Source organism: Streptomyces sindenensis (assembly GCF_014649035.1).
GTDB classification, from domain to species: domain Bacteria; phylum Actinomycetota; class Actinomycetes; order Streptomycetales; family Streptomycetaceae; genus Streptomyces; species Streptomyces sindenensis.
This window is the reverse complement of record NZ_BMSG01000002.1, coordinates 68,246-91,818: the sequence shown is the minus strand read 5'-3', so window position 1 is coordinate 91,818 and position 23,573 is coordinate 68,246. Positions and strand designations below refer to the sequence as shown.

The following is a 23,573-nucleotide window of genomic DNA, read 5'->3' as shown; positions in this document are numbered from 1 at the left end:
TCGCGGGCGCGCCCTCCCCGTCCACGTAACCGGGTGCCCGCCACCCCCGCAAACGGGGGCGCCCGACACGGGAGGTCCCGGCGCGGCACTCCGGCGCCGTCCCGCGTTCACCTCACGTCCGTACGGGGGTCGCCGGGCCTTGCGATGGTCCCCGCGGAAGACCATGTCGCGGGAGGGGACGTTCATGAACAGAGCGCAGGCGCTGCTGCTGGCCGGGGTGCTGGCGGCGGGCACGGTCGTGGCCGGGGCGGGCACCGGAGCGGCGGCGGCCGATCCGTGCGCCGGGGGCGGGCCGCTGCCCCGCACCTGCGCGCAGCCGGGCGACCTGATCGACGTCACGCTCGGCGAACTGCACCCCACCCAGGCGGTACTCGGCTTCGACCAGGTCTTCTACAAGCTCGGCCGGTACGGCAGCGACCGCGACGAGGCGGCGGGCGACGTCAACAAGCGCTTCGACGACTGGTGCGAGACCAACGGCCAGGAGGAGGCGGCCTCGGCCGGCCCCGGCGCCCGGCTGGACGACCCGTCGAGCTTCTCCTGCACCGTGCCGGTCGGGCAGGAGACCGCCGAGACGATCGCGCAGATGAAGACGGCCGTGATCGGGCCCGGCGGGAAGCCGTACCTCACCGACGGGCACCACACGCTGACGTCCTTCCTGGAGGGCCCCGACGGCTCGCCCCGAACGCGTATCCGGCTCCGCGTCACCGACAACCTCAGCGCCCTGTCTCCCGCCGCCTTCTGGCAGCGGATGACCGCCGAGAAGAAGGTGTGGCTGCGCGACGAGAACAACCGGCCGCTCGGTGTGGAACAGCTTCCGGACCGGCTCGGCATCACGCACTTCCGTGACGACCCGTACCGCAGCCTCGTCTACTTCACCCGGAACATCGGTTACGAAGTCCCGGACGGGGCGACGGAGTTCCTGGAGTTCTCCTGGGGGGCGTGGCTGCGCGGCGAGCACGACACGGGCGCGTACGACCTGACCGCCCCGGGCCCGTACCTCGACCTGGTGAAGCGTGCCTCGAAGTCGATGGCCGCGCTCGCCCCCGACGCGGTCGTCGACGACGGGAAGACCGCCGCCCGGCTCGGCCGGATCGACGAGTGGAACGGCGGCAAGAAGGAGACGGGCGGCGAGTTCGCCAAGCTGGGCAGGCCGCTGAGCGACCCCAAGCCGGGCAAGCTCGCCCAGGCCCTCGACTACAAGGCCCGCGTCCTGCCGCTGCCCGCCTGCACCACCACGGTCACCGGGCCGCGCAACGGTCCCCTGGTCGTGACGGGCGGCGTCACCTGTCTGCAACGGGCCGCCCAGCGCGGGCCCGTCGTCGTCCGCCCGGGGGCCGCCCTCGTCGTCACCGGCTCCACGGTGGACGGCCCGATCCACGCCGACCGGGCCACGGAGGTCCACCTGTGCGGTTCGCGCGTCGGCGGGCCCGTCGTGGTGAGCCGCAGCACCGGCCCCGTACGGATCGGCGGGCCGGGCTGCACCGCGAACACCATCGCGGGGCCCGTCGTGCTCACCGGCAACGCCGCACGCTGAACAACCCCTCAGGCGAACACGTACGCCACCGTCGTCGCCGCCCCCAGGCCCGCGCCCGCGAGGGTCTGGGCGACGGTGTGGTAGCCGAGGGCGACCCGGGACCAGCAGACCGCCGCGGTCAGCGCGTACGCGGCGGTCCACCACGGGGAGTGCACGACGGCGAGGAGCGAGATGGCCGCCGAGGCCACCGCCGAGTCGACCGAGATCTTCCACACCGTGTTGACGGCCAGCAGGCCGACCGTCATCACCCACAGCGCGAGCATCGCGACGAGGATCCCGGTCGGCGCGTTCCCCAGCACCATCACCACCGAGCCGGCGCCGATCGAGCCCAGGATCACGAAGAAGATCGGCGCCCGCTTCGTGCGGTCCACCACATGGCGGTCGCCCCAGGTGCCGCGCCCGCGCTCCCACTCGATGTACCCCGCCGGGATCAGCCCGGCGCAGAGCGCCCCGAGGAAGCCCCAGAGCAGCCCGGTCCAGTGGCCGCCCGCCGCCGCGAGGCCGATGCCGAGCATGCCCGCCAGCAGGACGTTGCGCGGCTGGAGGGCGTCGGTGACGGTCCGGGCCACCGATGCCGTGCCGGTGGCGCCGGCCGTGGCCGGGTTCGTGGCCGCGGTGTCGTCGGCGGTGGTGCTCATGCGGTCCTCTCCGTCGTCCGGGGCGGTGCGGCCGGGCCGGCCGTGGCGGCGGCGAGCACCGCGCGGGCGCGGTCCTCGTCGACCGTGCGGTACGCGGCGGCCACCCGGACCAGCCGGGCCACCTCGCCGTCCTGGTCCGTGGCCTGCTGGGCGGCGACCGGCGAGGCGGAGCCGGCCGGGGCGCCGGAGGCCTTCGCGAGGAGGGCGGCCCTGATCCAGTACGCGTCGGCGAGGCCCTCGCGGCTCCGGGGCCCGGCGGCGGTTTGTTCGGCGGTGGCGAGCAGCCCTTCGGGGGCGTAGTGGCGCAGCTTCTCCACCGCGTCCGCGATGTCGGCGGCCCAGCGGTCCACCCGCAGGTCGGCCGGGACGTTGAACCGGGTCAGCTCGCGGGCCAGCGAGGCGGGCGGGTCGAACGGCTGCTCCGGGAACGCGGCCATCAGCTCGAACCAGAGGGCGTGCAGTTTGACCTGGGCCCGCCACAGCCTGGCCCGGCGCGCCCCGGCCGCGAACGCCGGGACGGAGGCGCCGAGGGCGAAGAAGGCGAACAGCACCAGTTGCGCGGCCTCGGTGATCCGGTCGAAGCGCAGGGCGAACGCCTCGGTGGGCTCGTCGACGACGCTGATCCACAGGAAGAGCGTGCGGCTGACGGTGTAGCCGACGCCGATGAACATCGCGAACGTCATCATGCCGAGCCCGACGCGCAGATGGCGGCGGCGGGAGTCGAGGGTGGCCAGCGCCCACTGGAAGGCGCACACGGCGGACGCGGCCCCGAGGTAGAGGTAGAAGACGCTCATGTAGAGCGTGGCGCCCCACTCCCCGGCGTGGTCGGAGACGAAGCGGTCCGAGGGCTCGGAGCGGTCGACCACGGTGAAGAACAGGACGGTCAGCAGGATCAGCGTGGCGACGGAGGCCTTGGCCGCCAGCCGCTGGACGAGCCGCGCGAACCGTACGTGGCGGGGGGCCGCGCCCTCTTCGGGGTAGCTGCCGTAGATGGCCACGATGTAACTGAGGATGGCCAGAATTGCCACCGTGGCGGTGTAGTGCTTGATGAGGACGGCGAGGTCGGTGACGGCGCTGTTGTTGAGGCCGGTGCGGACGGCCTCGGTCTTCGTCCACAGGGCGATGGCGAATCCGGCGTAGCAGCCCCACAGCGCCCGGCGTCTGCGGTCCTCCTCGTCCCCCCACAGGGCGGCGGGCATACGCCACAGGGCAACGGCCGTCATCAGGCCCGCTATGAGGTAGCCGGCGAGGTCGAGGGAGGTCACGGCGGTGTTCGTCCTCGGGTCGGGGTGCGGAATCGGGGGTGCGGGGCGGGGCCCTCGGGCGGAGCGCGGTGGCACGTGTCAGGTATCGCCGGACCGTCGTCGGGGGAAGAGACCGCGCCGCCGGTGGGCCACCGGGCGGGACAGGGAGTTGTCCAGCCGCCCCACCATGTCATCGGTGGTGAGGTCCCGCGCCATCCGGGGGATCAGGGAGGCACCGAATTCGGCCATGCGTTCGTCATGGGTGTCGTACTGGGCGCGGGCCTGGATGGTGCCGCCGCCGGAGACGAAGGACTCGGCGGCGGCCGGGGAGATCATCCGGGCGATCAGCGAGGTGTCGAAGACCGGGAGGAGCGTGCGCAGTTGCTCCGCGTCGAGGGTCGTGCCGTGGTCGAACCACTCGTGGCACAGCTCGTGCAGGATCACGTGCTGGGTCTGGTACGCGGTCGGTCTGCGGCGGTAGAGGACGAGGCTGGTGGGGCCCGCCTTCAGCCGCAGCCCGCAGGCGGTGTTGACGCGGGCGAGGCGGTCCGGCATCTCGTGCAGCCGGATCGTGCGCCCGCCGGCCGCCTCCATGTTCGCGACGAGCCCGTCCAGCGTGAAGGGAACCGGGAGGGGAAGGTCGGCGAGCCCGGCCTCGCACTCTTTCCGCAGTTTCCGCAGGGACATGACGAAGACGCTACGCTGCCGGGCCCGCGGGATGGTGCCTCACCGCGGAATCTCTCCCACCGCTCCGCCCGCTCCGCCGCCCCCGGAGCCGTCCTTCTCCCGGGCGGCGTCCTCCAGCAGGGACAGGGCGAACCGCAGCAGTTCCGGGGGGAGCCCGTCGTCGTCCAGGCCCCGGCCGGCCACTCCGCTGATCTCCCCGGTGCGCCGCTTGGCCAGGAACTGGAGCCCGGCGACGACGTCGTCGACGACCTCGGACTCCTCCTTGAAGAAGCGCCAGTCCACGCCGAACCCCAGCCCGAGGGCCTTGAGGATGTCCTCGGAGGGCTGGGTGACCTTGCCGGCCAGGATGTTGGAGAAGTAGCTGTGCGACAGCGAGCCGCCGCGGTCGCGGACCAGTTCGGCGAAGACCCGGCCCGAGATCTTCCGGCCGGGGAAGGTCTTCTCGACCATGTACTCGACCTTTTCCCGCAGCGAGTCGAGGCGGGGCAGCTCGTCCGGGCCGGGGGTGCCAACAGGTTCCGGACCGCGTTCGTCGCCGTCGTCCATGGCCATCCGGGCCTCCACGATCACCTCGGAGTCGGAACTGAGCTTGCGCAAACACTCTACGTCACTGTTAACTCGAAAAAACACGGGCAGGGGACCACGAGGGGAGTCCCTTGCCCGTGGGCGAGCCTGCGCCCCGCGCCGCCCGGAACCGGCTCCGGACAGGGGTGTAGCCCTTCACGACGGGGGATGCGTGAAGGGCTACGCGTGCATTATGGCCCCGCGGTACTCCTGACGACAACTGACCGGTCGGTCAGTGATCCGAGGAAGGGCCGTGAGGGCAGATTCGCCCTGCCCTCCGCGGCCACCCGAATCTGTTCCGGCCGCGATAGACATGGCCTCGCGGGGCGATTAGGGTTTCTTGTGCAGTCACGTGAAACAGCGGTACGCGGCCGAGGTGCACCCCGCAGGCGTACGGCGCCCGGCTCCTCCGGGCGAGCGTGACGGAAGAGGTGCAGATGCCCCCGAAGACCCCCTCGCACGCCACCGACCGGCTCGACGACGACGATTACCCCGCTTACACGATGGGGCGGGCCGCGGAGATGATCGGTGCGACGCCGGGGTTCCTCCGGGCGATCGGCGAGGCCCGTCTGATCACCCCGCTGCGGTCCGAGGGCGGCCATCGCCGCTACTCCCGCTACCAGTTGCGCATCGCCGCCCGCGCCCGCGAGCTGGTCGACGCCGGCACGCCCGTCGAGGCCGCCTGCCGCATCGTCATCCTGGAGGACCAGCTCGAGGAGGCCCTGCGCCTCAACGAGGAACTGCGCGGCAGCTCCGGCTGAATATCTGTATTCGACAGCACAGAATTTCGCGCAATGTGCGATGAGGCTTTTTATGTTCCCGTACGGCCGGTGATATGAGGCACTGCCTCTCCCGGTCTATCGTGCTAGTCTTGATCTCAGTTGCAGTTGTGGTTCCCAAAAAACTTCAAGTGCTCCTGCCGACCGGATGTCAGCGGGCGCACTTTTGTCTTTCCGGTGTTCTTGTGTTCTTCCGGACGGGGTAATCATCGCGGCGACGTGGGGTCCGCACAGTGTGGACCCGCGGGCTCTGCCCCTCTTGAAGGAGATATGACATGGCTACTGGCACCGTGAAGTGGTTCAACTCGGAAAAGGGCTTCGGCTTCATCGAGCAGGACGGCGGCGGCGCCGACGTCTTCGCCCACTACAGCAACATCGCCTCCAGCGGCTTCCGTGAGCTGCAGGAAGGCCAGAAGGTGAGCTTCGACGTCACGCAGGGCCAGAAGGGCCCGCAGGCCGAGAACATCGTCCCCGCCTGATCACTCGGGCAGCACGGCGCAGCTGGGGCCCGCACCATGGGTGCGGGCCCCGGCTCGTTGTCGTTTCCGGGCCCCGGGGCCCGTTTTCTTTTGTCATTTCATCGGCTCGTTCTTGCGATTCCGGGTGCCGTTCACGGTCGCTTCCCGAAAAAGAATCCCTCGATACGTGCCCATCGAGGAAAGGTTCTGCATGAATCGCGAACGCACCCCCCGCTCGAACGACCGGTTCTCCCGGACGCGTTCCGGCGGCGCCCCCCGCTACTCGGGCGGTGGCGGCGGTGAGCGCCGGGCCGCGGGCTTCGGCGGCGGCCCCCGGCGGTCCGGCGGCTCGGGCGGATCCGGCCGGTCCGGTGGTTACGGCCGCCGTTCCGCCTCCGGCGTCAAGGGCGAATTCGCCCTGCCGGTGACGCTGACCCCGGCCCTCCCCGCCGTCGAGACCTTCGACGAGCTGGAGATGCCCGCACCGCTGAAGAAGGCGCTGGCCACCGAGGGCGTGACCGTGCCCTTCCCGATCCAGGCGGCCACCCTGCCGAACTCGCTGGCCGGCCGGGACGTCCTGGGCCGCGGCCGCACCGGCTCCGGCAAGACCCTCGCCTTCGGCCTCGCGCTGCTGGCCCGCACGGCCGGCCGCCGCGCCGACGCCAAGCGCCCCCTGGCCCTGGTCCTCGTCCCCACCCGGGAGCTGGCCCAGCAGGTCACCGACGCGCTCACCCCGTACGCCCGGTCGCTGAAGCTGCGCATCGCCACCGTGGTCGGCGGCATGTCCATCGGCCGTCAGGCGAGCGCGCTGCGCGGCGGGGCCGAGGTCGTCGTCGCCACGCCGGGCCGCCTCAAGGACCTCATCGAGCGCGGCGACTGCAAGCTGGACCGGGTCGCCGTCACGGTGCTCGACGAGGCCGACCAGATGGCCGACATGGGCTTCATGCCGCAGGTCACCGAGCTGCTCGACCAGGTGAACCCGGACGGGCAGCGGATGCTTTTCTCGGCCACCCTGGACCGCAACGTCGACCTGCTGGTGCGTACGTACCTGAAGGACCCGGTCGTGCACTCCGTCGACCCGGCCGCCGGCGCGGTCACGACGATGGAGCACCACGTGCTGTACGTCCAGGGCGCCGACAAGTACGCCACCACGACGGAGATCGCGGCCCGCGACGGCCGCGTGATCATGTTCCTGGACACCAAGCACGCCGTGGACAAGCTCACCGACCACCTGCTGCACAGCGGGGTCCGGGCGGCGGCCCTGCACGGCGGCAAGTCCCAGCCGCAGCGCACCCGCACCCTGGACCGGTTCAAGACCGGGCACGTCACGGTCCTGGTCGCCACCAACGTCGCGGCGCGCGGCATCCACGTCGACAACCTCGACCTCGTCGTCAACGTGGACCCGCCGACCGACCACAAGGACTACCTGCACCGCGGCGGCCGTACCGCCCGGGCGGGGGAGTCCGGCAGCGTCGTCACCCTGGTGCTGCCGAACCAGCGCCGGGAGATGACCCGGCTGATGGCGGACGCCGGGATCACCCCGCAGGTCACCCAGGTCCGCTCCGGCGAGGCCGAGCTCAGCCGGATCACGGGTGCGCAGGCGCCCTCCGGCGTCCCGGTCGTCGTCACCGCCCCGCCCAAGGAGCGCTCCGGCCGGGGCGGCGGTGGCGGTGGCGCCTTCATGGGGCGCGGCACCCGGCGTGGCGGCGGGGCCCCGGCCCGGCGCGGCCGCCCCGGGGTGCCGACGCCCGAGGAGCGGGCGGCCGCGGCGCAGCGCCGGAAGAACCGCGCGGCGTGACCCCTGAGGGCCCGGTGGCCGTCGGCGGGTGACTTTTCGTCACGGAAGCCACGGGTCGGCGAGCCCTTCAATCAGCGCCATGAAAAGGAAGCTGACCGCGTTAGGCGTGACGGTGGTGGCGTCCATGCTGCCCGCCACCGCCGCCCACGCCGACGAGACGCACACCGACTCCCACAACGGCCCGCAGGTGGCCCTGATCTCCACGGGCCAGATCGACGATCCGCTGGAGGATGTCCTGGAGCACGTCGCGGTGCTCGGCCGGACCGTCGTCGTGGATCACTGAGGCCCTCGCCCGCCCCGGCCGTTCGGTGCGTCTCAGGACGCCCTGGCGGCCGGTGGTTTCTGCCGGGCCCACGCCATACGCGGTTCCAGCAGCGGGCGCAGCAGCCGCCGGACCGGGGGCGTGCAGAGCAGGGTGATGACGGCGATCGCGCCCAGGGTGACGGTGACCGTGCCCAGCGTGGTGCCGAAGAACGGGTCGTCGTAGAAGCCGCCGTACTTCAGGCCGCGTACGACGAAGCCGTGGAGCAGATACCCGTACAGCGTGCAGGTGCCGAGCGCGGTCATCCAGCTCCTGCCCTTGGGCACCCAGGCGAGGAAGCAGGCGCCCAGCACGATCGCGGCCCCGAACAGCAGCACGGTGACGGTCGGCCCGGTCCACTCGGCCATGTCCAGCCGGTCGGTGCTGTTCTTGCGGTAGAACCACCCGGTGGACGTCCGGGGCACCAGCCAGTACGCCACGAGCAGCCCGACGGCGAACACCGGCACCGACACGATCCGCACCCAGGTGGAGCGCAGCAGCTGGAAGTGTTCCGGGCGCAGCCGCAGGCCGAGTACGTAGAACGGCAGGAACTGCAGGATGCGCTGGATCTGGAGGGACCCGTCGGCGGCCGGTGACAGCGTCGCGAGGGCGGCGATGGCGAGGGAGACCAGTACCGGGAATCGCACGGACTGCCAGAGGGGAGTGGACAGCCGCCAGAGGAACAGGGCGGGCAGGAACCACAGCAGCCAGTAGGGCGACAGCGGCGAGAGGGGGAAGTCGGGCTTGTCGGCCACCCGCTCGAAGAGCGTGTAGAGCACCTCGAAGAGGACGTAGGGCGCCAGGAGGCTGGTGACCAGCTTCCACACCCGGTCCGGCCGCAGCTCGAAGTTCCGCGAGAAGTAGCCCGCTATGAGGATGAAGACGGGCATGTGGAACGTGTAGACGAAGGTGTACGCGGTCTCCACGAGACGGCCCGACGGCAGCGGCTCCCACGCGTGTCCCATCGCGACCAGCACGATCGCCAGGTACTTCGCGTTGTCGAAGAAGTGGTCCCGGCCGTCGGAAGGCGGCTTTCCGGTCTCCGGGGCGCCGGCAGCGGCGGGACGCGGCTGCTCGGAGGTGAGGGGCAGAGGCATCCTGACACCCTAGAACGCGGTGGGGTTCCCTCCACCCACTGTGTCCCGCATCACCGGCCCCGGGTGCCCGGACCCGGATCGGGTCACGCGCGCCCGCCGGGCCGCCCCGGCCCTCGAAGGCTCCGGCCGCCGCCCGGCACGCCTGTGCGGGAGAACGCGTGACGGGTGTGGCCCGGGGGCCCGCCCCGGGAGCCGGCCGGGGGGTGTCCCCACCCTCCGGGCACCGGGCTCCCGGATGGGCGGCGGGCCGTCGACCGGCCAGGCTGAGTCCATGACGAACTGGACCCGCAAAGCCTTACTCCTCTCCGTCTCCGCCGCCGCCGTGGCCGGGACGCTGACCGCCGCCGGCGCCCCCGTCGCACACGGCCGGCCGACGGGACCCATCGTGCCTCCGCTCGCCTGGGGGCCCTGCGAGCCGGTCCCGGGCACGCCCGTACCTGCCGGGCAGCAGTGCGCGACGCTCCGCGTCCCCCTGGACTACCGCGTCCCCGGCGGGCCCGGCGTCGACCTCGCGGTGACCCAGCTGCGCACGGACCGGCCCGAGGCCCGGCGGGGCACTCTGCTGGTGCTCGCCGGCGGCCCCGGCGGCTCGGGGGTCCGGCGTGTGGCGCAGAAGGGCGAGGCGCTGCGGGCGGCGACCGACGGCGCCTACGACCTGGTCGGCCTCGATCCGCGCGGGGTCGGCGGATCCACCCGGGCCAACTGCGCGCTCCCCGAGGCCGACCGGCACGTGGTGACGCTGCGGTCCTGGCCCGCGGCGGACGGCTCGATCACCGAGAACACCGAACGCTCCCGCCGCACCGCCGCCTCGTGCGCCCGCAACGGCGGCCCGGTGCTGGGGTCCTTCAGCTCGCGGAACCAGGCCCGCGACATCGACCGGCTGCGCGCCGCGCTGGGCGAGCGGAAGCTGTCGGTCTGGGGGCATTCGTACGGCAGCTACGTCGCGGCGGTGTACGCGCAGGAGCATCCGGACCGCGTCGACCGGCTGGTCCTGGACAGCACCGGCGACCCGGACCCGACGCGGGTGGGCTACGGCTGGATGGCGAACGTGGGTCCGGCGGTCGCGCTCCGGTTTCCCGACTTCGCGGCCTGGGCGGCGGATCCCGCCCGGGAGGCGGAGGGGCTCCGGCTGGCCCGGCGGGCCGAGGACGTGGAGCCGCTGTTCCTCGCCCTGGCCCGGGAGCTGGACCGTGAGCCGAGGGAGTCGGAGGTCCCCGGCGTCCCGCTGACCGGGAACCTGCTGCGGCAGGCGCTCCACAGCAGCCTCGACAGCGATGCGGGGTTCGCGCCGCTGGCCCGGCTGATCCGTTCGGCACAGGACCCGCGGGGCCGACCCGCGTTGCCGCCGGGGCTCGCGGGCGCGATACCGGACGAGGACGCGTCGGTGATGATGGCGGTGATCTGCAACGACGTGCGCTGGCCGGGGCCGGACTCCGGGTACGCCGGCCGTGTCGCAGCCGACCGCGCGCGGTATCCGCTGACAGCCGGACTGCCCGCGAACATCGCTCCGTGCGCCTTCTGGAAGTACGACCGGGAGCCGAAACCCGTCCGGATCACCGACGAGGGCCCCTCGAACGTCCTGATGGTCCAGAGCCTGCGCGATCCGGCCACTCCGCTGGCCGGGGCCCTGAGGATGCGGGCGGCGCTCGGTGACCGGGCGAGGATGGTGACCGTCGGGCAGGGCGGGCACGGGATGTATCTGGGCAACGGCAACGCCTGCGGCGACCGGACCGTCAGCGCGTTCCTGGTCACCGGGAAGCGGCCCGCCCGGGACAGCCATTGCCCGAACTGAGCGGCTGCGCCAAGGGTGTCATAGCGGACGATTTCGGTGCGTTCCTTGCTATACACGAGCGATGGAGTACCCGGGCACCCTCGTTCTGATCATGGCCCTGGCGGTTCTCGCCCCGCTGCTCGGTTACGCGACGGGGCGGTGGCTGCCGGTCCCCGTCGTCATCTTCGAGATCGTGCTCGGGATCCTGGTCGGGCCCGATGTGCTCGGCTGGGCCCGTCACGACCAGGTCATCGACACCCTGTCCGACCTCGGGCTCTCGATGCTGATCTTCCTGGCGGGGTACGAGATCCGGTTCGCCGAGGTCCGCGGCGACACGTTGCGCCGGGCCGGTGGGGCCTGGGGGCTGTCGTTCGCCGCCGGGCTCGGCGTCGCCCTGCTGCTGAGCGGGGCGGATCTGTCGAAGAGCCTGGTCATCGGCACCGCGCTCACCAGCACCGCGCTGGGCGCCGTCCTGCCGATCCTGCGGGACTCGGGGCGTCTTGAGGGGCGGTTCGGGTCGGTGGTGATGGCCTTCGGGTCGGTGGGGGAGTTCGGGCCGATCATCGCGATGGCCCTGCTGTTCAGCGGGCGCAGCCCGGGGGCGGCGAGCGTGGTGCTGGCCGTGTTCGCGGTCGTCACGGCGGGCGCGGTGTTCTGGGCGATGCGGCCCAGGCCGCCGTGGTTCGCCGGGATCATCGCCGCCACCCTGCACTCCAGCGGCCAGTTCGCCGTGCGCTTCGTGATGCTGCTGCTGGCCGGGATGCTGGGGCTCGCCCATGTCTTCGGCCTGGACACCCTGCTCGGCGCGTTCGCGGCGGGGATGCTGACCCGGCTCGTCCTCCAGGGGGCGGTGCCCGAGCGCAGCGACGCGATCCTGGAGCGGGTCGAGGCGATGGGCTTCGGCTTCCTCGTGCCGTTCTTCTACATCGTCACGGGCATCGACTTCGACCTCGCGGCGCTCCTGGACGGCGGCCGGCCGCTGGTGCTCCTGCCGGTCTTCCTGCTGCTGTTCCTGCTGGTGCGCGGGGTTCCGGCGTATCTGCTGGCCCCGCGCGACCTGTCCGGGCGGGCCCCGCGGGCCGCGCTCGGGCTCTTCTCGTCCACGTGTCTGCCGCTGGTGGTGGCGATCACCGCGATCGGCCTGGACGACAAGGCGATCGGCGCGGGGGAGGCAGCCGCTCTGGTCGCCGCCGCGATGGTGTCGGTGCTGGTGTTCCCGCTGCTGGCGTTCCGGCTGTTGCGAGGGCAGGAGAGCGGCGGCGGGGGCAAAGCCGCCCCCGGGCGGGCGGCGGAGAGCGGGGAGGCGTGGTGAACCTGCTCGCCCAGGGCGGGTAGCGAACGGAGCGTCCTCCGCCCGAAGGGCGCACGGCAGACGGCAGTCTGACGTCAGAGCCTAGGCCGGCGGCTCCGGGTCCTCCTCCGTCGGTACGCACAGCACCGGGACCGTCGACATGTGCAGCAGCTTGTGCGGGGTCGAGCCCAGCAGGGCCCCGCGCATCGGGCTCTCGCCCCAGGTGCCGACCACGATGACCCGGGCCCCGTGGCGTTCGGCGGCGTCCAGCAGGGCCTGTGCGGGTTTCTCGTCCAGCACCTCGACCGAGGCGGGGACGCCCGCCTCCTCGGCGGACGTGAGCGCGTGCTCCAGACCGGTGCGCCCGGCCTGCCGGATCGCGTCGTAGTGGCTGCGGTACTCCGCGCCCTCGCGCGGTCCGGGGGCGGCGGCCCCGTAGACCATCACCAGCTCCTCCCCGTACGCGGCCGCCACCTCGATGGCGATGCGCAGGGCGCGGGCGGCGCCGGGGGACTCGTCGTAACCGAGGACGACCGACATCTCACGGCCCCTTCCGGGTCGGGGCGTGCACCAGGTCCGGGTCCGCGACCCCCGGCCGCTCCTGCCAGAACACCGCGTCGCGCAGCCGCCACACCACCATGAGGATGACGCCGGCCAGGGCGATGGCGATGCCGATGACGAGCGGAGGGCCGAGCCCGAACCAGGAGGTGCCGCTGTAGGAGTTGGCCGGGTCGGACATGTCGATGACCGAGCGCACCAGGAGCCAGGTCAGCAGTCCGGCCCCGGCCACCGGGCCGAGCCCGATGAGCAGGAAGTCGCGCAGGCTCTCGGTGAGGTGGCGCCGGTAGTAGACGGCGCAGGCCACCCCGGTGAGCGCGTAGTAGAAGGCGATCAGCAGGGACAGGGCGGTGAGCGAGTCGAAGAGGGCGTCGGTGGAGATCCGGTTGACGGTCAGGTACCAGGCGATGGCGATCCCCGCGACCCACCACGTGCTCACGTCCGGGGTACGGAACCGGGGGCTGATGTGCCCGAAGTGCCGCGGCAGCGCCTGGCGGCGGGCCATGGACAGGGCGGTCCGGGACGCCGGGATGATCGTCGTCTGGGTGGAGGCGATCGCCGAGGTGGCCACCGCCAGCAGCAGGATCCAGTCCCAGCCGCCCAGGACGTCCCCGGCGAGCCGGGCGAAGATGAACTCCTCCTCGCCCGCGTTCTCCGCCAGGAACGCCGTCCCCGCGAAGGCCACGACCGCGATGGCGACCGACAGGTAGGTCACCAGGAGCACGACGGTGGACCACAGGCCCGCCCTGCCGGGCGCGCTGGCCGAGTCCTCGGTCTCCTCGGTGAGGTTCACCGCGGACTCCCAGCCCCAGTAGATGAACACCCCGAGCAGCAGCCCGCCGGTCAGCGCGGCACCGCCCGCGCCGAACGGGTCGAGCCAGCCGATGGACGGTTCGATCGAGTCGAAGCCGGTCGTACCCGCGTACACCCGGTAGAGCGCCACCGCGACGAAGACCAGCAGGAACGCGATCTGGAGGAGGATCAGGACGTTCTGCACCTTGGCGGAGAGCTCGGTGCCGATGACGCAGAGGCCGGTCATCACGATGATCAGCAGCACGGCGAGGAACTGGCGCGCGAAGCCGTTCTCGACCCAGCCGTCCAGACCGACCGCCAGCAGCGTGAAGCTCACCGCCACATCGGCCAGCGAGCCCACCACCAGCACGCCGGTCATGGTGATCGCCCAGCCGCCCAGCCAGCCCGCCCACGGACCCATCGCCCGGGTCACCCAGGAGAACGTCGTACCGCAGTCCTGGTCGACCTTGTTCAGGTAGTAGAAGGCGGAGGCGATCAGCAGCATCGGCACGAACGAGGCGAGCATGACGCCCGGGGCGTAGATCCCCACCAGCGCGACGACCGGGCCGATGACGGCGGCCAGTGAGTACGCCGGAGAGGTCGCGTTCAGACCGATGACCAGGGCGTCGACGAACCCGATCGCGTTCGGCTTGAGGCCGGCATCCGGTTCGTCCCGCACACGGTCGTGGGCCATGGGTTCCTCGCTCCGCCGGGCACCCCCGCCGGGAGCGGGCGATGATCCGGACCTCAGCGTAAGAAGACCCGGCGAAACGTGCATTCCGGGTGGAGCGCCCGGGCTGCGGAGGCCCGGCGCCGGTCACCCGAACGGCCCGCTCCTCTGCGAACCCGGAGGCCGGGGCGCAGGGTGGAGTCCATGTGGTCCCGCCGACTCGTCCTGGGTGTTCTTCTCCTGCCCCTGGCCCTCCTGGTGTTCGGGGACGGACCGGTGTCCCGCGCGCCGGGGGCGGAGCTGGCCACCGGGCCCCGCCCGCCGCGCGGCCTCCCGCAGCCGGCCATGGTCAGCCGCCGGGAGTGGCACGCGGACGAGGAGCTGGTCCGGGAGGGGCCGCACTACACGGGCGCGGCGCGGGCGGTCTTCGTGCACCACACCGGAAACCCCAACGACTACGACTGCGCGGACGCCCCCGGGCTGATCCGGGCCGTCCAGCGCGACCACATCCGGCAGGACGGCTGGGACGACATCGGCTACAACTTCCTCGTCGACCGCTGCGGCACCATCTACGAGGGCCGGGCCGGCGGCGTCGGCCGCTCGGTGCTCGGCGCGCACACCAAGGGCTTCAACGCCGACACGGTCGGCATCGCGGCGATCGGGAACTTCGGCCCGGGGGCCGAGGTGCCGAAGCCGATGATGGACGCGCTGGTGCGGCTCGCCGCCTGGAAGCTGCGGCCCGGGACGGATCCGCTGGGCAGCGTCGACCTGGTCTCGACGAACGACGAGAGCCGCTTCGACGAGGGCCAGGTGGCCCATCTGCACGTCGTCTCCGGGCACCGCGACAGCTTCGAGACCCGCTGCCCCGGCGACGCGCTCTACGCGCTGCTGCCCGAACTGCGGGAGCGCGCCGCGAAGCTGCGCGCCACCGTCCCCGGCCACTCGGCGGCGGCCCGGCTGCGCCCGTCCCTCTGAGCCGCGCCCGGTCAGGCCCTGGCTAGCGGGCGACGAACTGCGTGAGTATCGCCTGCACCTCGTAGATGTCGACGCCCTTGGTGAACGTCTTCTGGAGCGGGGTCTGGTTGCCCGAGATCCAGATCTTCAGCTCGGCGTCGAGGTCGAACGTCCCGGCCGTCTCGACCGCGAAGTGCGTGATGCTGCGGTACGGAACGGAGTGGTACTCGGTCTTCTTGCCGGTGATGCCCTGCTTGTCGACGAGGATGAGCCGCCGGTCCGTGAACAGGATCGTGTCGCGGACCAGCAGGAACGCGGCGTGCACCTGCTCGCCCTGTCCGAGCAGCTTCGCGTAGTCCTGCTGGGCGGTGGCCGGGTTGATCGTGTGGGCGTTGCCGAACAGTGCCATGGGTCCCCGTTTCTCCTTCTGCCGTAGTCGTAGGAAGTACGTCCGGGGCGGTGTCTCCGGTTCCCGGGCCGGGACTGCCGGGACGGGCTACAGCGGTACGACCGTCGCCTCCGTCGCCTTCACGCTGGTCCAGACGGCGCTTCCGTCGGCGATGCCCAGCTCGGCGGCGGCTGCCGGGGTGATCTCCGCGACCAGGTCGGGTGCCTCGGCCGAGGTGATCAGCAGCCGCAGCCGGCTGCCACCCGAGGTGATCTCGCGGACCGTGCCCGGCCAGACGTTGCGCGGCGATCCGGTGGGCCGCTCCCGGTGTACGGAGACGGCTTCGGGCGCGATGACCGCGAGGGCGTCCGTGCCGGCCGGGAGGGGCTCGGCGACCACGAGGTGGCCGCCGCCCTCCAGCGCGAGCCCGTCGGCGGTGGCGGTGCCGGGCCAGGCGTTGCGGCCCAGCATCCGGGCCACCCAGGGTGAGCGCGGGTGCCGGGTGACCTCGGCGGGTGGCTCGTCCTGGAGGGCCCGGCCGTCCTCCAGCACCAGGACCCGGTCGGCCAGCGAGACCGCTTCGACCGGGTCGTGGGTGACGATCAGACAGACCCCGCCGAACTCCGCGAGGTGCCCGCGCAGGGTGTGCCGCACCCGGGCCCGGGTGGTCTGGTCGAGGGCGGCGAGCGGTTCGTCCAGCAGCAGGAGGCGCGGGCGGGCGGCGAGCGCGCGGGCCAGGGCGACCCGCTGGGCCTGGCCGCCGGAGAGCTGGGCGGGCTTGCGGTGGGCGAGGTGGCCCACCCCGAGCCGGTCCAGCCACCCCTGGGCCTCGTGGCGGGCCTCGGCGCGCGGGACGCCGTGGGCGCGGAGCCCGTACGCCGTGTTGGTGAGGGCGCTCAGGTGCGGGAAGAGGGCCCCGTCCTGGGGGACCCAGGCCACGCCCCGGCGGTGCGGGGGGAGGCTGGTGACGTCGTCGTCGCCGAGGCGGAGTTCGGCGCGGGCACGGGGGGTGAGGCCGAGGAGGGCCCGCAGAAGCGTCGTCTTGCCCGCGCCGTTGGGGCCGACCACCGCGATGGTGGTGCCGGGACCCGCGTCCAGGGTGAGGCGGGTGAAGCCGGTGACGTCGGCGTGCAGCGGCCAGGGTTCGGGGGCGGCCTCCTGCGGGAGGCCCGGAGGCGCTTCGGGGGACGGGGCCGGGGCCGCGGGCTCCTCCGGGTCGGCCGCCGCCGTACGACTCGCGGGGTCCCGGTGCCCGCCCGGGGCGCCGGTCCAGCGGCCCCGCAGCGCGATGAGCACGATCATCGCGATGGCCAGGAGCAGCAGAGATACGGAGGTGGCGGCCTCCGGCGAGTCCTGGAGCAGCAGATAGACCTGGAGCGGCAGGGTCTGCGTGGTGCCGGGGAGGTTCCCGGCGAAGGTGATGGTCGCGCCGAACTCGCCGAGCGCCCGCGCCCAGGTCAGGGCGGCCCCGGCGATCAGCCCGGGGGCGACCATCGGCAGCGTCACGGTGAGGAACACCCGGATCGGGGACGCCCCCAGGGACGCGGCGGTCTCCTCGTACCGGGGGCGGAGTCCGCCGAGCGCGCCCTCCAGCGAGATGACCAGGAACGGCATCGCGACGAACGTCGCCGCGAGCACGGCCCCCGAGGTGTGGAAGGGCAGCGTGATGCCGAAGGTGTCCTCCAGCCAGGGGCCGAGCAGTCCGCGCCGCCCGAACGCCAGCAGCAGGGCGACACCGCCGACCGTGGGCGGCAGCACCATCGGCAGCAGCACCAGCGAGCGAACGAACGTCCTGCCGGGGAACGGCACCCGGGCCAGCAGCCACGCCAGCGGCACCCCGAACAGCAGCGAGAGCCCCAGCGACGAGAGCGAGACGAGCAGCGAGAGCCGCAGCGCCTCGGTGGTTGCCCCGGCGGTGAGGTGGTCGCCCAGCTCGCCCCAGGAGGTGCGGGCCAGGATCCCGACGAGCGGCAGCATCAGGAACGCCACGGCCAGCAGCGCGGGCACCGTCAGCAGCAGGGGCGCGCGGGCCCCGGGCGTACGGCGGAGTGCCGGTCGTTTCATGGTGACCTCGTCGGGCGGCGGCGGGGGGATCGGGCGGTGCCGGTGGGCCCGTGGGACGGTACGGGTCCCGCCGGGGCGGGCGGGGTTCTCGGCGGTGTACCGGGCCCGCCGGGACGGGCGGGGTTCCCGGCGGTGTGCGGGTCCCGCCGGGGCGGGCGGGGTTCTCGGCGGTGTACGGGCATCCGCCGGGGCGGGCGGGTGCGGTTACGGCTGCTGGAAGCCCGCGCCCTGGAGGATCTTCTGCGCCTCGGGCGTGGAGAGCCAGGCGACGAACGCGGTGGCCGCCTCGCTGTGCTTCGACGCCTTCAGGGTGGCGGCCGGGTAGGAGGCGATGGCGTTCTGCGCGTCCGGGACCTCGATCGCGTCGACCTTGTCGGTGGCGGTCGCGGCGTCGGTCCTGTAGACGAGCCCGGCGTCCGCCTCGCCCAGCTCGACCTTGCTGAGGACCGCGCGGACGTTGGGCTCCTGGGAGACGGGCCTCACCTCGGTCTTGTGCGCGTCGAGGATCTGCTTGCCGTAGCGGCCCACCGGTACCTCGGGGGCGGCCAGGACGACCTTCAGCTTCGGGTCGGCGAGGTCCTCGATGTTCTGGACCTTCTCCGGGTTGCCCTCGCCGACGGCGATGACGAGGCGGTTCTCGGCGATGACGGTGGGCTTGCCGGTGTCGGCGGAGAGGCCGTCCATCGTCTTGGTGTCGGCGGTGACCAGGACGTCGGCGGGGGCGCCCTGCTTGACCTGGGCGGCCAGCTCCTGGGAGCCCGCGAAGGAGAACGTCACCTCGGTGCCGGGGTTCTTCGCCTCGTACGCGGCCCCCGCCTCCTTGAAGACGTCCGTCAGGGAGGACGCGGCCAGCACGGTCAGATCGGCCTGCGGGGCTGTGGACGAGGACCCCGAGCCGCCGGCCGTGCCCCGGCCCCGGTCCTTCGCGGTGCCGGAGGCGTCGTTGCCGCAGGCGGCGAGCGGCACGAGGAGCGCGGCGGTCAGGACGGCGGCGGCCGTACGGCGGCGGATGAGCAGGAGAGACATGAGGGCGAGGCTCCTTGGGCGCGTGAGCGCGTGGGCGTGAGGCGCGGGTCGCCCGCGCGGGTGCGGTACGGGAGGACGGGGCGGGCTCACGTGCGGTCGATGTGCACGTTGGTCGACTTCACACGGGCGGTCGCCCGCATACCGACCTCCAGGCCCAGCTCCTCCACCGCTTCCCGGGTCAGGAGCGAGACGAGCCGGTGCGGCCCGGCCTGGATCTCGACCTGGGCCGCGACGTCGCCGAGTTTCACCGCGGTGACGATGCCCGGGAACGCGTTGCGGGCCGAGGTGTAGGGGGCCTCGTCCTCGCCGCCCGCGCCCTGGCCGACCTCGATCGAGAAGGCGGCCAGCGCGCGGCCGTCGATGAGACGGCGGCCGGCCTCGTCGCGGTGGGTCGCGACCCGGCCGGCGTCCGCCCAGCGGCGGGCGGTGTCGGGGCTGACCCCGAGAAGTCGTGCTGCCTGGCCGATTGTGTAGGACTGCATGTGCGACACGCTAGGCCAGTGGTGGTGGCATGTGCGACTCTCTGGACGATGCTCCATCGCAGATGCGAGGACTGTCGGATGATGCTACGGGGCCCGGGGCGGGATACCCGGGCCGGACGGACGGGCCGCGCCCGTTCTCCGGTACGCGGCCCGCCGGTCGCCGACAGCCGGGGTCGGGTCAGGTCGCCGGACCCATCTCCGGCATCTCGCCCTCGGTGGTGGTCACGTCGATCACGGAGAACGCGGCGCCCTGCGGGTCGCCGAGCACCGCGAACCGGCCGAACGGGCTGTCCATCGGTCCGTAGTGCAGCGCCCCGCCGAGCTCGGTCGCCCTCGCCACCGCCGCGTCGCAGTCCGGGACGGCGAAGTACACGTTGAGGTAGGAGGGCACCTCGGGCGGGAAGTCGCCGTCCATCGCCATCCGGCCGAGCACCGGCTGCGCCTGGACCTCGAAGACGGCGAAGTCCATCGTCGCGTCGTCCATCTTCCGTTCCGTGTACGGGAAGACGGCCGGGTAGAACGTGTCCACCGCCTTCGCGTCCCGGGTGAAGACCTCGGCCCAGCAGTACCCGCCGGGTGCGCCCATCTCCGTCTCGAACCCCTCGTGGGTGTTGCCCTGCCAGATGCCGAACACGGCTCCGCCGGGGTCGCGGGCCAGCGCCATCGTGCCGAACGCGCCGACCTCCATCGGCTCCAGCAGGATCTCGCCGCCGTGTTCGCGGACCCTCGCGGCGGTCGCGGCGGTGTCCTGCGAGGCGAGGTAGAGGCACCAGGACGAGGGGTTCCCCTCGTCGCCCGGCATGGGCGGCGAGACGGCGGCGGCCGCCCTGCCGTTCGCGTACGCCTGCGTGTAGTAGCCGAACTCCGCCTGGCTGTCGCCGAACGTCCAGCCGAGCACGTCCGCGTAGAAGCTCTTCGCGCCCTCGACGTCGGCGAACGTGGCGTCCGCCCAGCACGGGGTGCCCTCGGGTTGTACAGCCATGGCGCGCCGGTCCTTCCCTGAGTCCCCGAGCTCTGCCTTCGGCCCCCGCCCGTAGGGCCCACGCTAGTCAGCCGGGAGCCGGTTCGCGCGTCGGGAGGACCGGCCCCCGGCTGGACCGGCCGGGGGCGTCAGTGGTGTGAGCGGTGCCGGGCGCGCCACTCCCGGGCGGTGGTGTATTCCGGGCAGTCGGGGTTCTCGCAGGGGCCCGCGCGCCAGACCGGGACGAAGATCCCCAGGGACTTGTGGCGGTGGATTTCGGCGGGGACGGGCTGTTTGCAGGTGGGGCACATGAAAGCGGCCCGCTGATGAAGGTCACGCTTTTTGCTGTCCATTTACTCACGATAGGCCCGGCGGATGATTTGGGAAAGTCTTTCCCTTTGCTTTGCCTTCGCCCTACTTGCTCGCGTCGGTGCCGGAGGCGTCCGTGCTGTTCCGGTCCGGCGGCGGGCGGCGCATGCTCAGGGTCACCGACACGGCCAGGATCACGACGATCACCGCGAGGCTCACCGGCGACGGGATCTCCGGGATCGAGGTGCTGATCATCTTGTGGGACGCCTGGAGGATGAGCTTGACCGCGATGAAGGCGAGGATGATCGCCAGGCCGTGGCTCAGGTAGTGGAACCGGTCCAGCAGCCCGGCCAGCAGGAAGTACAGGGCCCGCAGCCCCAGGATCGCGAAGGCGTTGCTGGTGTAGACGATGAACAGGTCGTCGCTGACCGCGAGCACCGCGGGCACGCTGTCGACCGCGAAGATGAGGTCGGCCGCCTCGATCGCGGCGACGACCGCGAGCAGCGGCGTGGCGATGCGCCGCCCCTCCTGGTGGACGATGAAATGCGTGCCGGAGTAGTCGTCCTGGACCGGCATGATCTTCCGCAGCAGCCGTACCGCGAAGCTCTTGCCCGGGTCGAAATTCTCCTCCTGGCCGCTGAGGATCTTGTAGCTGCTGTAGAAAAGGATCGCGGCGAAGAGGAACAGGACGAACGTGAAGCGGTTCACCACCGCGACACCGGCGGTCAGGAAGAGCGCCCGGAACACCAGGGCGCCGATCACGCCGTAGAAAAGCACCCGGTGCTGATACTCCCGGGGCACCTTGAAATACGCGAAGATCAGCGCGAAGACGAAGAGGTTGTCGACCGAGAGGCTCTTCTCCAGCAGCCACGCGGTCGTGTACTCCGTTCCGGCGGTCGTCCCCAGCGTCAGGAAGACGACCCCGCCGAAGACCAGTGCGAGACCCACCCACAGGGCGCTCCACAGCCCGGCCTCCTTGAAGCCGATGACATGCGCCTTGCGGTGCGCGAGGAGGTCGACCGTCAGCGAGACGACGACGGTCACGGCGAACACGATCCACAGCCACACCGGTACGTCCACGCCGGAGACCTCCCACTCGGGTTTCTACGAGTGTGACCCGCCCGTCCCGTCGCCGCCCGCCGGAGAGCGCCGGGTGGCGGCCGCGACCGAGGCCATCAGCTCCGCGTCGAGGAACGAGGGGTCGGCCAGCCGGGTGGCGGCGGCGTAGGAGTTCAGCAGCGCCTTGGTGACCCGCAGCGCGGCCTCCGGGCGGCGCACCACCGGCTTCGCCCAGGCGGCGACCGCGTCGTCCAGTTCCGCCTCGGGCACCACCCGCTGGAGCACGGACAGCTCGCGGGCCTCGTCCGCGCCGAAGGCCCGGCCGGTCAGGATCAGCTCGCGGACCCGGGCCGCGCCCACCTCGTGGATCAGCCGGGGCAGCAGCCCGCCCCAGGCGGTCGGCAGCCCGAGCGCCAGCTCCGGCAGCCGGAAGGAGGCGTTCTCCGCGCCGACCCGCAGATCGCAGGCGAGGGCCAGCGCGAACCCCGCACCGACCGCCTTGCCCTGGACCCGGGCGATCGTCACCGCCCGGCCGCCGGAGAGCGCCTCGCAGACCCGGCGGGCCTTCTCCCCGGCGACCCGGATGCCCCGGCCCGTCGGGTCCTCCTCCAGCCACTGGCCGAACTCGGTGCGGTCCCCGCCCAGGCAGAAGTCGTCCCCCGCCGCGCCGAGCACCAGCACCCGCACCTGTGGGTCCGGGACGGCGACGACGTCCAGCAGTTCGTCGAGCATCGCCTCGGTCACCGCGTTCCCGCTCGCGGGCGCGTTCAGCTCCACGTGCAGGACGGCGCCCTCGCGCCGGGTGCGTACCGTCGTGGAGCGGTCGTTCGAGGTCAGGAAGTCGGGCAGCGAGAGCTTCACAGGGCCACGCCCAGCGAGGTGATCCGGCGGAAGACCATCCGGGTGGCGTACTGCGGCGGCGCGACGGTGCGCAGGGTGGGGAAGCGGTCCAGCATCCGTGCCAGCAGCGTCCGCGCCTCCAGCTTGGCCAGCGCGGCGCCCAGGCAGTAGTGCACCCCGCCGCCGAAGGTGAGGTGGCTGCCGCCGCGCAGGATGTCGAAGCCGTCCGGGCCCGGGTTCCGCCGCGGATCGTGGTTGGCCGCTCCGTACAGGACGTGGATCATGCTGTCCTTCTTGATGGGGACGCCGGCCAGGACGGTGTCCTCGGCGGCGATCCGGGTGTTGATGTGGATCGGCGGGTCGTAGCGCAGCACCTCGTCCACGGCCGCGTCGATGTGCTCCGGGTACTGCCGCAGCCACGCCCACCGGGTGGGCTCGGTCAGCAGGCGGGTCATCGAGGTGAGCAGCGTCGCGGTGGTCTCCAGCGAGGCGATGGTGACGAACATGGTGAGCCGGTAGAGGATCTCGTCCGCCTTCTCCCGGTCCGGCTCCATCGCGTCCCAGGTGTGGATCCAGCCGGTGAGCACGTCGTGGCGGGGCTCGGCCCGGCGGCGGGCGACCAGTTCGGTGAAGTACGCGCGCAGCGCCAGCGTCGCCTCGGCCGAGACGGCCAGCTGCGACTTGGTGGGCAGCAGTTCCTGGGCGTACACCTGGTTGTGGGTGATCTCCAGGATGTGCGGGTAGTCCTCGGGCGGTATCCCCAGCCAGGAGCCGACGGTGCTGATCGGCAGCTGTTCGCTGACCGTGGAGACGAAGTCGGCCTCGCCCCAGCGGAGCTTCTCCGCCAGCTCGTCCAGCAGCCGGTCGGCGTCGCGCTCGACGTCGGGGGCGAGGCGTTCGATGGTGGAACGGTCGAAGAGATGGCCGAGCGAGCGGCGCTGGCAGGTGTGCTCGGGGGCGTTGAGCCGGGCGAGGGTGGTGGTCATCTCCCGGGTCGCGATCGCGTCCCACTGCTTGGAGTCGTCCTGCCGCTCCTGCCAGGCGAGGTCCGGTGCGAGCCAGTTACGGCCCCGGAGCACCGTGCTGCACGTGTCGAATCCGGTGACGAAGTATCCGTTCCACGGAGCGCGGACGACGTCACCCATCGTCCGCAGCTCCGCGAGTATTCCGTACGGTTCGGCCTGGCCTTCGGGTGAATTGAGTCTGCGGAGCAGACCGATGACCGCGCGCCGACCGTCCGGGGTCCTGCTTGTACCACCAGTGATGCTCACGCAGAGTTCCTTGACCTAGGCCCGTGGTTACCGACCA

Annotated in this window: 24 protein-coding genes; 8 read left to right on the top strand and 16 right to left on the bottom strand. The window is 72.3% G+C overall.

Annotated features, from left to right (window positions below):
- The first annotated feature begins 184 nt into the window (after nucleotides 1-184).
- Nucleotides 185-1,534 (top strand): ParB/Srx family N-terminal domain-containing protein, encoded by a 1,350-nt coding sequence (locus tag IE145_RS03660; RefSeq protein ID WP_189518768.1) that lies wholly within the window; start codon nucleotides 185-187, stop codon nucleotides 1,532-1,534.
- A gap of 8 nt (nucleotides 1,535-1,542) precedes the next feature.
- On the opposite strand, the gene IE145_RS03655 is transcribed toward IE145_RS03660, so the two are convergent.
- The 4 genes from IE145_RS03655 to IE145_RS03640 form a co-directional block, all read right to left on the bottom strand.
- A complete protein-coding gene (locus IE145_RS03655; RefSeq protein ID WP_189518766.1) occupies nucleotides 1,543-2,172 on the bottom strand; it encodes a phosphatase PAP2 family protein in 630 nt (209 codons plus the stop codon).
- On the bottom strand, nucleotides 2,169-3,437 hold the full coding sequence (locus tag IE145_RS03650; RefSeq protein WP_189518764.1) for an MAB_1171c family putative transporter: 1,269 nt from the start codon (nucleotides 3,435-3,437) through the stop codon (nucleotides 2,169-2,171). Before IE145_RS03650 ends, IE145_RS03655 begins: the two co-directional genes overlap by 4 nt.
- 78 nt (nucleotides 3,438-3,515) lie before the next feature.
- A complete protein-coding gene (locus IE145_RS03645; RefSeq protein WP_189518762.1) occupies nucleotides 3,516-4,103 on the bottom strand; it encodes a toxin in 588 nt (195 codons plus the stop codon).
- Nucleotides 4,104-4,142: 39 nt separating this feature from the next.
- Nucleotides 4,143-4,700: a hypothetical protein gene (locus IE145_RS03640; RefSeq protein ID WP_189518761.1), complete on the bottom strand. Its 558-nt coding sequence runs from the start codon at nucleotides 4,698-4,700 to the stop codon at nucleotides 4,143-4,145.
- Nucleotides 4,701-5,104: 404 nt separating this feature from the next.
- On the opposite strand from IE145_RS03640, the gene IE145_RS03635 reads away from it, so the two are divergent.
- The 4 genes from IE145_RS03635 to IE145_RS03620 all read left to right on the top strand — a co-directional run bounded on the left by IE145_RS03635 (nucleotide 5,105) and on the right by IE145_RS03620 (nucleotide 7,985).
- Nucleotides 5,105-5,428 carry a MerR family transcriptional regulator gene (locus tag IE145_RS03635; RefSeq protein WP_189518760.1) on the top strand — a complete coding sequence of 108 codons (324 nt, stop codon included), beginning with the start codon at nucleotides 5,105-5,107 and terminating at the stop codon, nucleotides 5,426-5,428.
- Nucleotides 5,429-5,721: 293 nt separating this feature from the next.
- The gene (locus IE145_RS03630; protein WP_006126182.1) at nucleotides 5,722-5,925 is read left to right on the top strand and encodes a cold-shock protein; all 204 of its coding nucleotides are present in this window, start codon (nucleotides 5,722-5,724) and stop codon (nucleotides 5,923-5,925) included.
- A gap of 190 nt (nucleotides 5,926-6,115) precedes the next feature.
- The gene (locus IE145_RS03625; RefSeq protein WP_189518759.1) at nucleotides 6,116-7,702 is read left to right on the top strand and encodes a DEAD/DEAH box helicase; all 1,587 of its coding nucleotides are present in this window, start codon (nucleotides 6,116-6,118) and stop codon (nucleotides 7,700-7,702) included.
- A 79-nt stretch (nucleotides 7,703-7,781) separates the two neighbouring features.
- The gene (locus tag IE145_RS03620) at nucleotides 7,782-7,985 is read left to right on the top strand and encodes a hypothetical protein (protein WP_189518758.1); all 204 of its coding nucleotides are present in this window, start codon (nucleotides 7,782-7,784) and stop codon (nucleotides 7,983-7,985) included.
- A gap of 32 nt (nucleotides 7,986-8,017) precedes the next feature.
- Here the strand turns inward: IE145_RS03620 and IE145_RS03615 are convergent, their stop codons facing one another.
- Nucleotides 8,018-9,100, bottom strand: a complete 1,083-nt coding sequence (locus tag IE145_RS03615; protein WP_189518757.1) for an acyltransferase family protein — start codon at nucleotides 9,098-9,100, stop codon at nucleotides 8,018-8,020.
- Nucleotides 9,101-9,371: 271 nt separating this feature from the next.
- Here IE145_RS03615 and IE145_RS03610 point away from each other — a divergent pair, with 271 nt between their 5' ends.
- Entirely contained in the window at nucleotides 9,372-10,892 is a 1,521-nt protein-coding gene (locus IE145_RS03610; RefSeq protein WP_189518756.1) for an alpha/beta hydrolase, read from the top strand.
- Between the two features lie 61 nt (nucleotides 10,893-10,953).
- Nucleotides 10,954-12,183, top strand: a complete 1,230-nt coding sequence (locus IE145_RS03605) for a cation:proton antiporter (RefSeq protein WP_189518755.1) — start codon at nucleotides 10,954-10,956, stop codon at nucleotides 12,181-12,183.
- Between the two features lie 81 nt (nucleotides 12,184-12,264).
- Here the strand turns inward: IE145_RS03605 and IE145_RS03600 are convergent, their stop codons facing one another.
- Both IE145_RS03600 and IE145_RS03595 read right to left on the bottom strand, forming a co-directional pair.
- Complete coding sequence (locus IE145_RS03600) at nucleotides 12,265-12,702, bottom strand: universal stress protein (protein ID WP_189518754.1); 438 nt, start codon at nucleotides 12,700-12,702, stop codon at nucleotides 12,265-12,267.
- Nucleotide 12,703: 1 nt separating this feature from the next.
- Complete coding sequence (locus tag IE145_RS03595; protein WP_189518752.1) at nucleotides 12,704-14,206, bottom strand: APC family permease; 1,503 nt, start codon at nucleotides 14,204-14,206, stop codon at nucleotides 12,704-12,706.
- Between the two features lie 180 nt (nucleotides 14,207-14,386).
- On the opposite strand from IE145_RS03595, the gene IE145_RS03590 reads away from it, so the two are divergent.
- Nucleotides 14,387-15,157, top strand: a complete 771-nt coding sequence (locus IE145_RS03590) for a peptidoglycan recognition protein family protein (protein ID WP_189518750.1) — start codon at nucleotides 14,387-14,389, stop codon at nucleotides 15,155-15,157.
- A 22-nt stretch (nucleotides 15,158-15,179) separates the two neighbouring features.
- Here IE145_RS03590 and IE145_RS03585 read toward each other — a convergent pair whose 3' ends face one another.
- From IE145_RS03585 to IE145_RS03545, 9 genes are all read right to left on the bottom strand, one after another.
- The gene (locus tag IE145_RS03585) at nucleotides 15,180-15,545 is read right to left on the bottom strand and encodes a PH domain-containing protein (RefSeq protein WP_189518748.1); all 366 of its coding nucleotides are present in this window, start codon (nucleotides 15,543-15,545) and stop codon (nucleotides 15,180-15,182) included.
- 87 nt (nucleotides 15,546-15,632) lie between these two features.
- Nucleotides 15,633-17,588 (bottom strand): ABC transporter permease, encoded by a 1,956-nt coding sequence (locus IE145_RS03580; RefSeq protein WP_189518746.1) that lies wholly within the window; start codon nucleotides 17,586-17,588, stop codon nucleotides 15,633-15,635.
- Nucleotides 17,589-17,792: 204 nt separating this feature from the next.
- Nucleotides 17,793-18,614, bottom strand: coding sequence for a molybdate ABC transporter substrate-binding protein (gene modA, locus IE145_RS03575; protein WP_189518737.1), 822 nt, complete (start codon nucleotides 18,612-18,614; stop codon nucleotides 17,793-17,795).
- Between the two features lie 86 nt (nucleotides 18,615-18,700).
- Nucleotides 18,701-19,096: a TOBE domain-containing protein gene (locus IE145_RS03570; RefSeq protein WP_189518735.1), complete on the bottom strand. Its 396-nt coding sequence runs from the start codon at nucleotides 19,094-19,096 to the stop codon at nucleotides 18,701-18,703.
- A gap of 178 nt (nucleotides 19,097-19,274) precedes the next feature.
- A complete protein-coding gene (locus IE145_RS03565; protein WP_189518733.1) occupies nucleotides 19,275-20,078 on the bottom strand; it encodes a VOC family protein in 804 nt (267 codons plus the stop codon).
- Nucleotides 20,079-20,206: 128 nt separating this feature from the next.
- Nucleotides 20,207-20,410, bottom strand: coding sequence for a hypothetical protein (locus IE145_RS03560; RefSeq protein ID WP_189518731.1), 204 nt, complete (start codon nucleotides 20,408-20,410; stop codon nucleotides 20,207-20,209).
- Nucleotides 20,411-20,471: 61 nt separating this feature from the next.
- On the bottom strand, nucleotides 20,472-21,446 hold the full coding sequence (locus IE145_RS03555; protein ID WP_189518729.1) for a TerC family protein: 975 nt from the start codon (nucleotides 21,444-21,446) through the stop codon (nucleotides 20,472-20,474).
- A 24-nt stretch (nucleotides 21,447-21,470) separates the two neighbouring features.
- Nucleotides 21,471-22,286: an enoyl-CoA hydratase/isomerase family protein gene (locus tag IE145_RS03550; RefSeq protein WP_189518727.1), complete on the bottom strand. Its 816-nt coding sequence runs from the start codon at nucleotides 22,284-22,286 to the stop codon at nucleotides 21,471-21,473.
- Entirely contained in the window at nucleotides 22,283-23,410 is a 1,128-nt protein-coding gene (locus IE145_RS03545; protein ID WP_189519248.1) for a cytochrome P450, read from the bottom strand. The genes IE145_RS03550 and IE145_RS03545 overlap by 4 nt, the downstream gene beginning before the upstream one ends.
- Nucleotides 23,411-23,573: the final 163 nt, after the last annotated feature.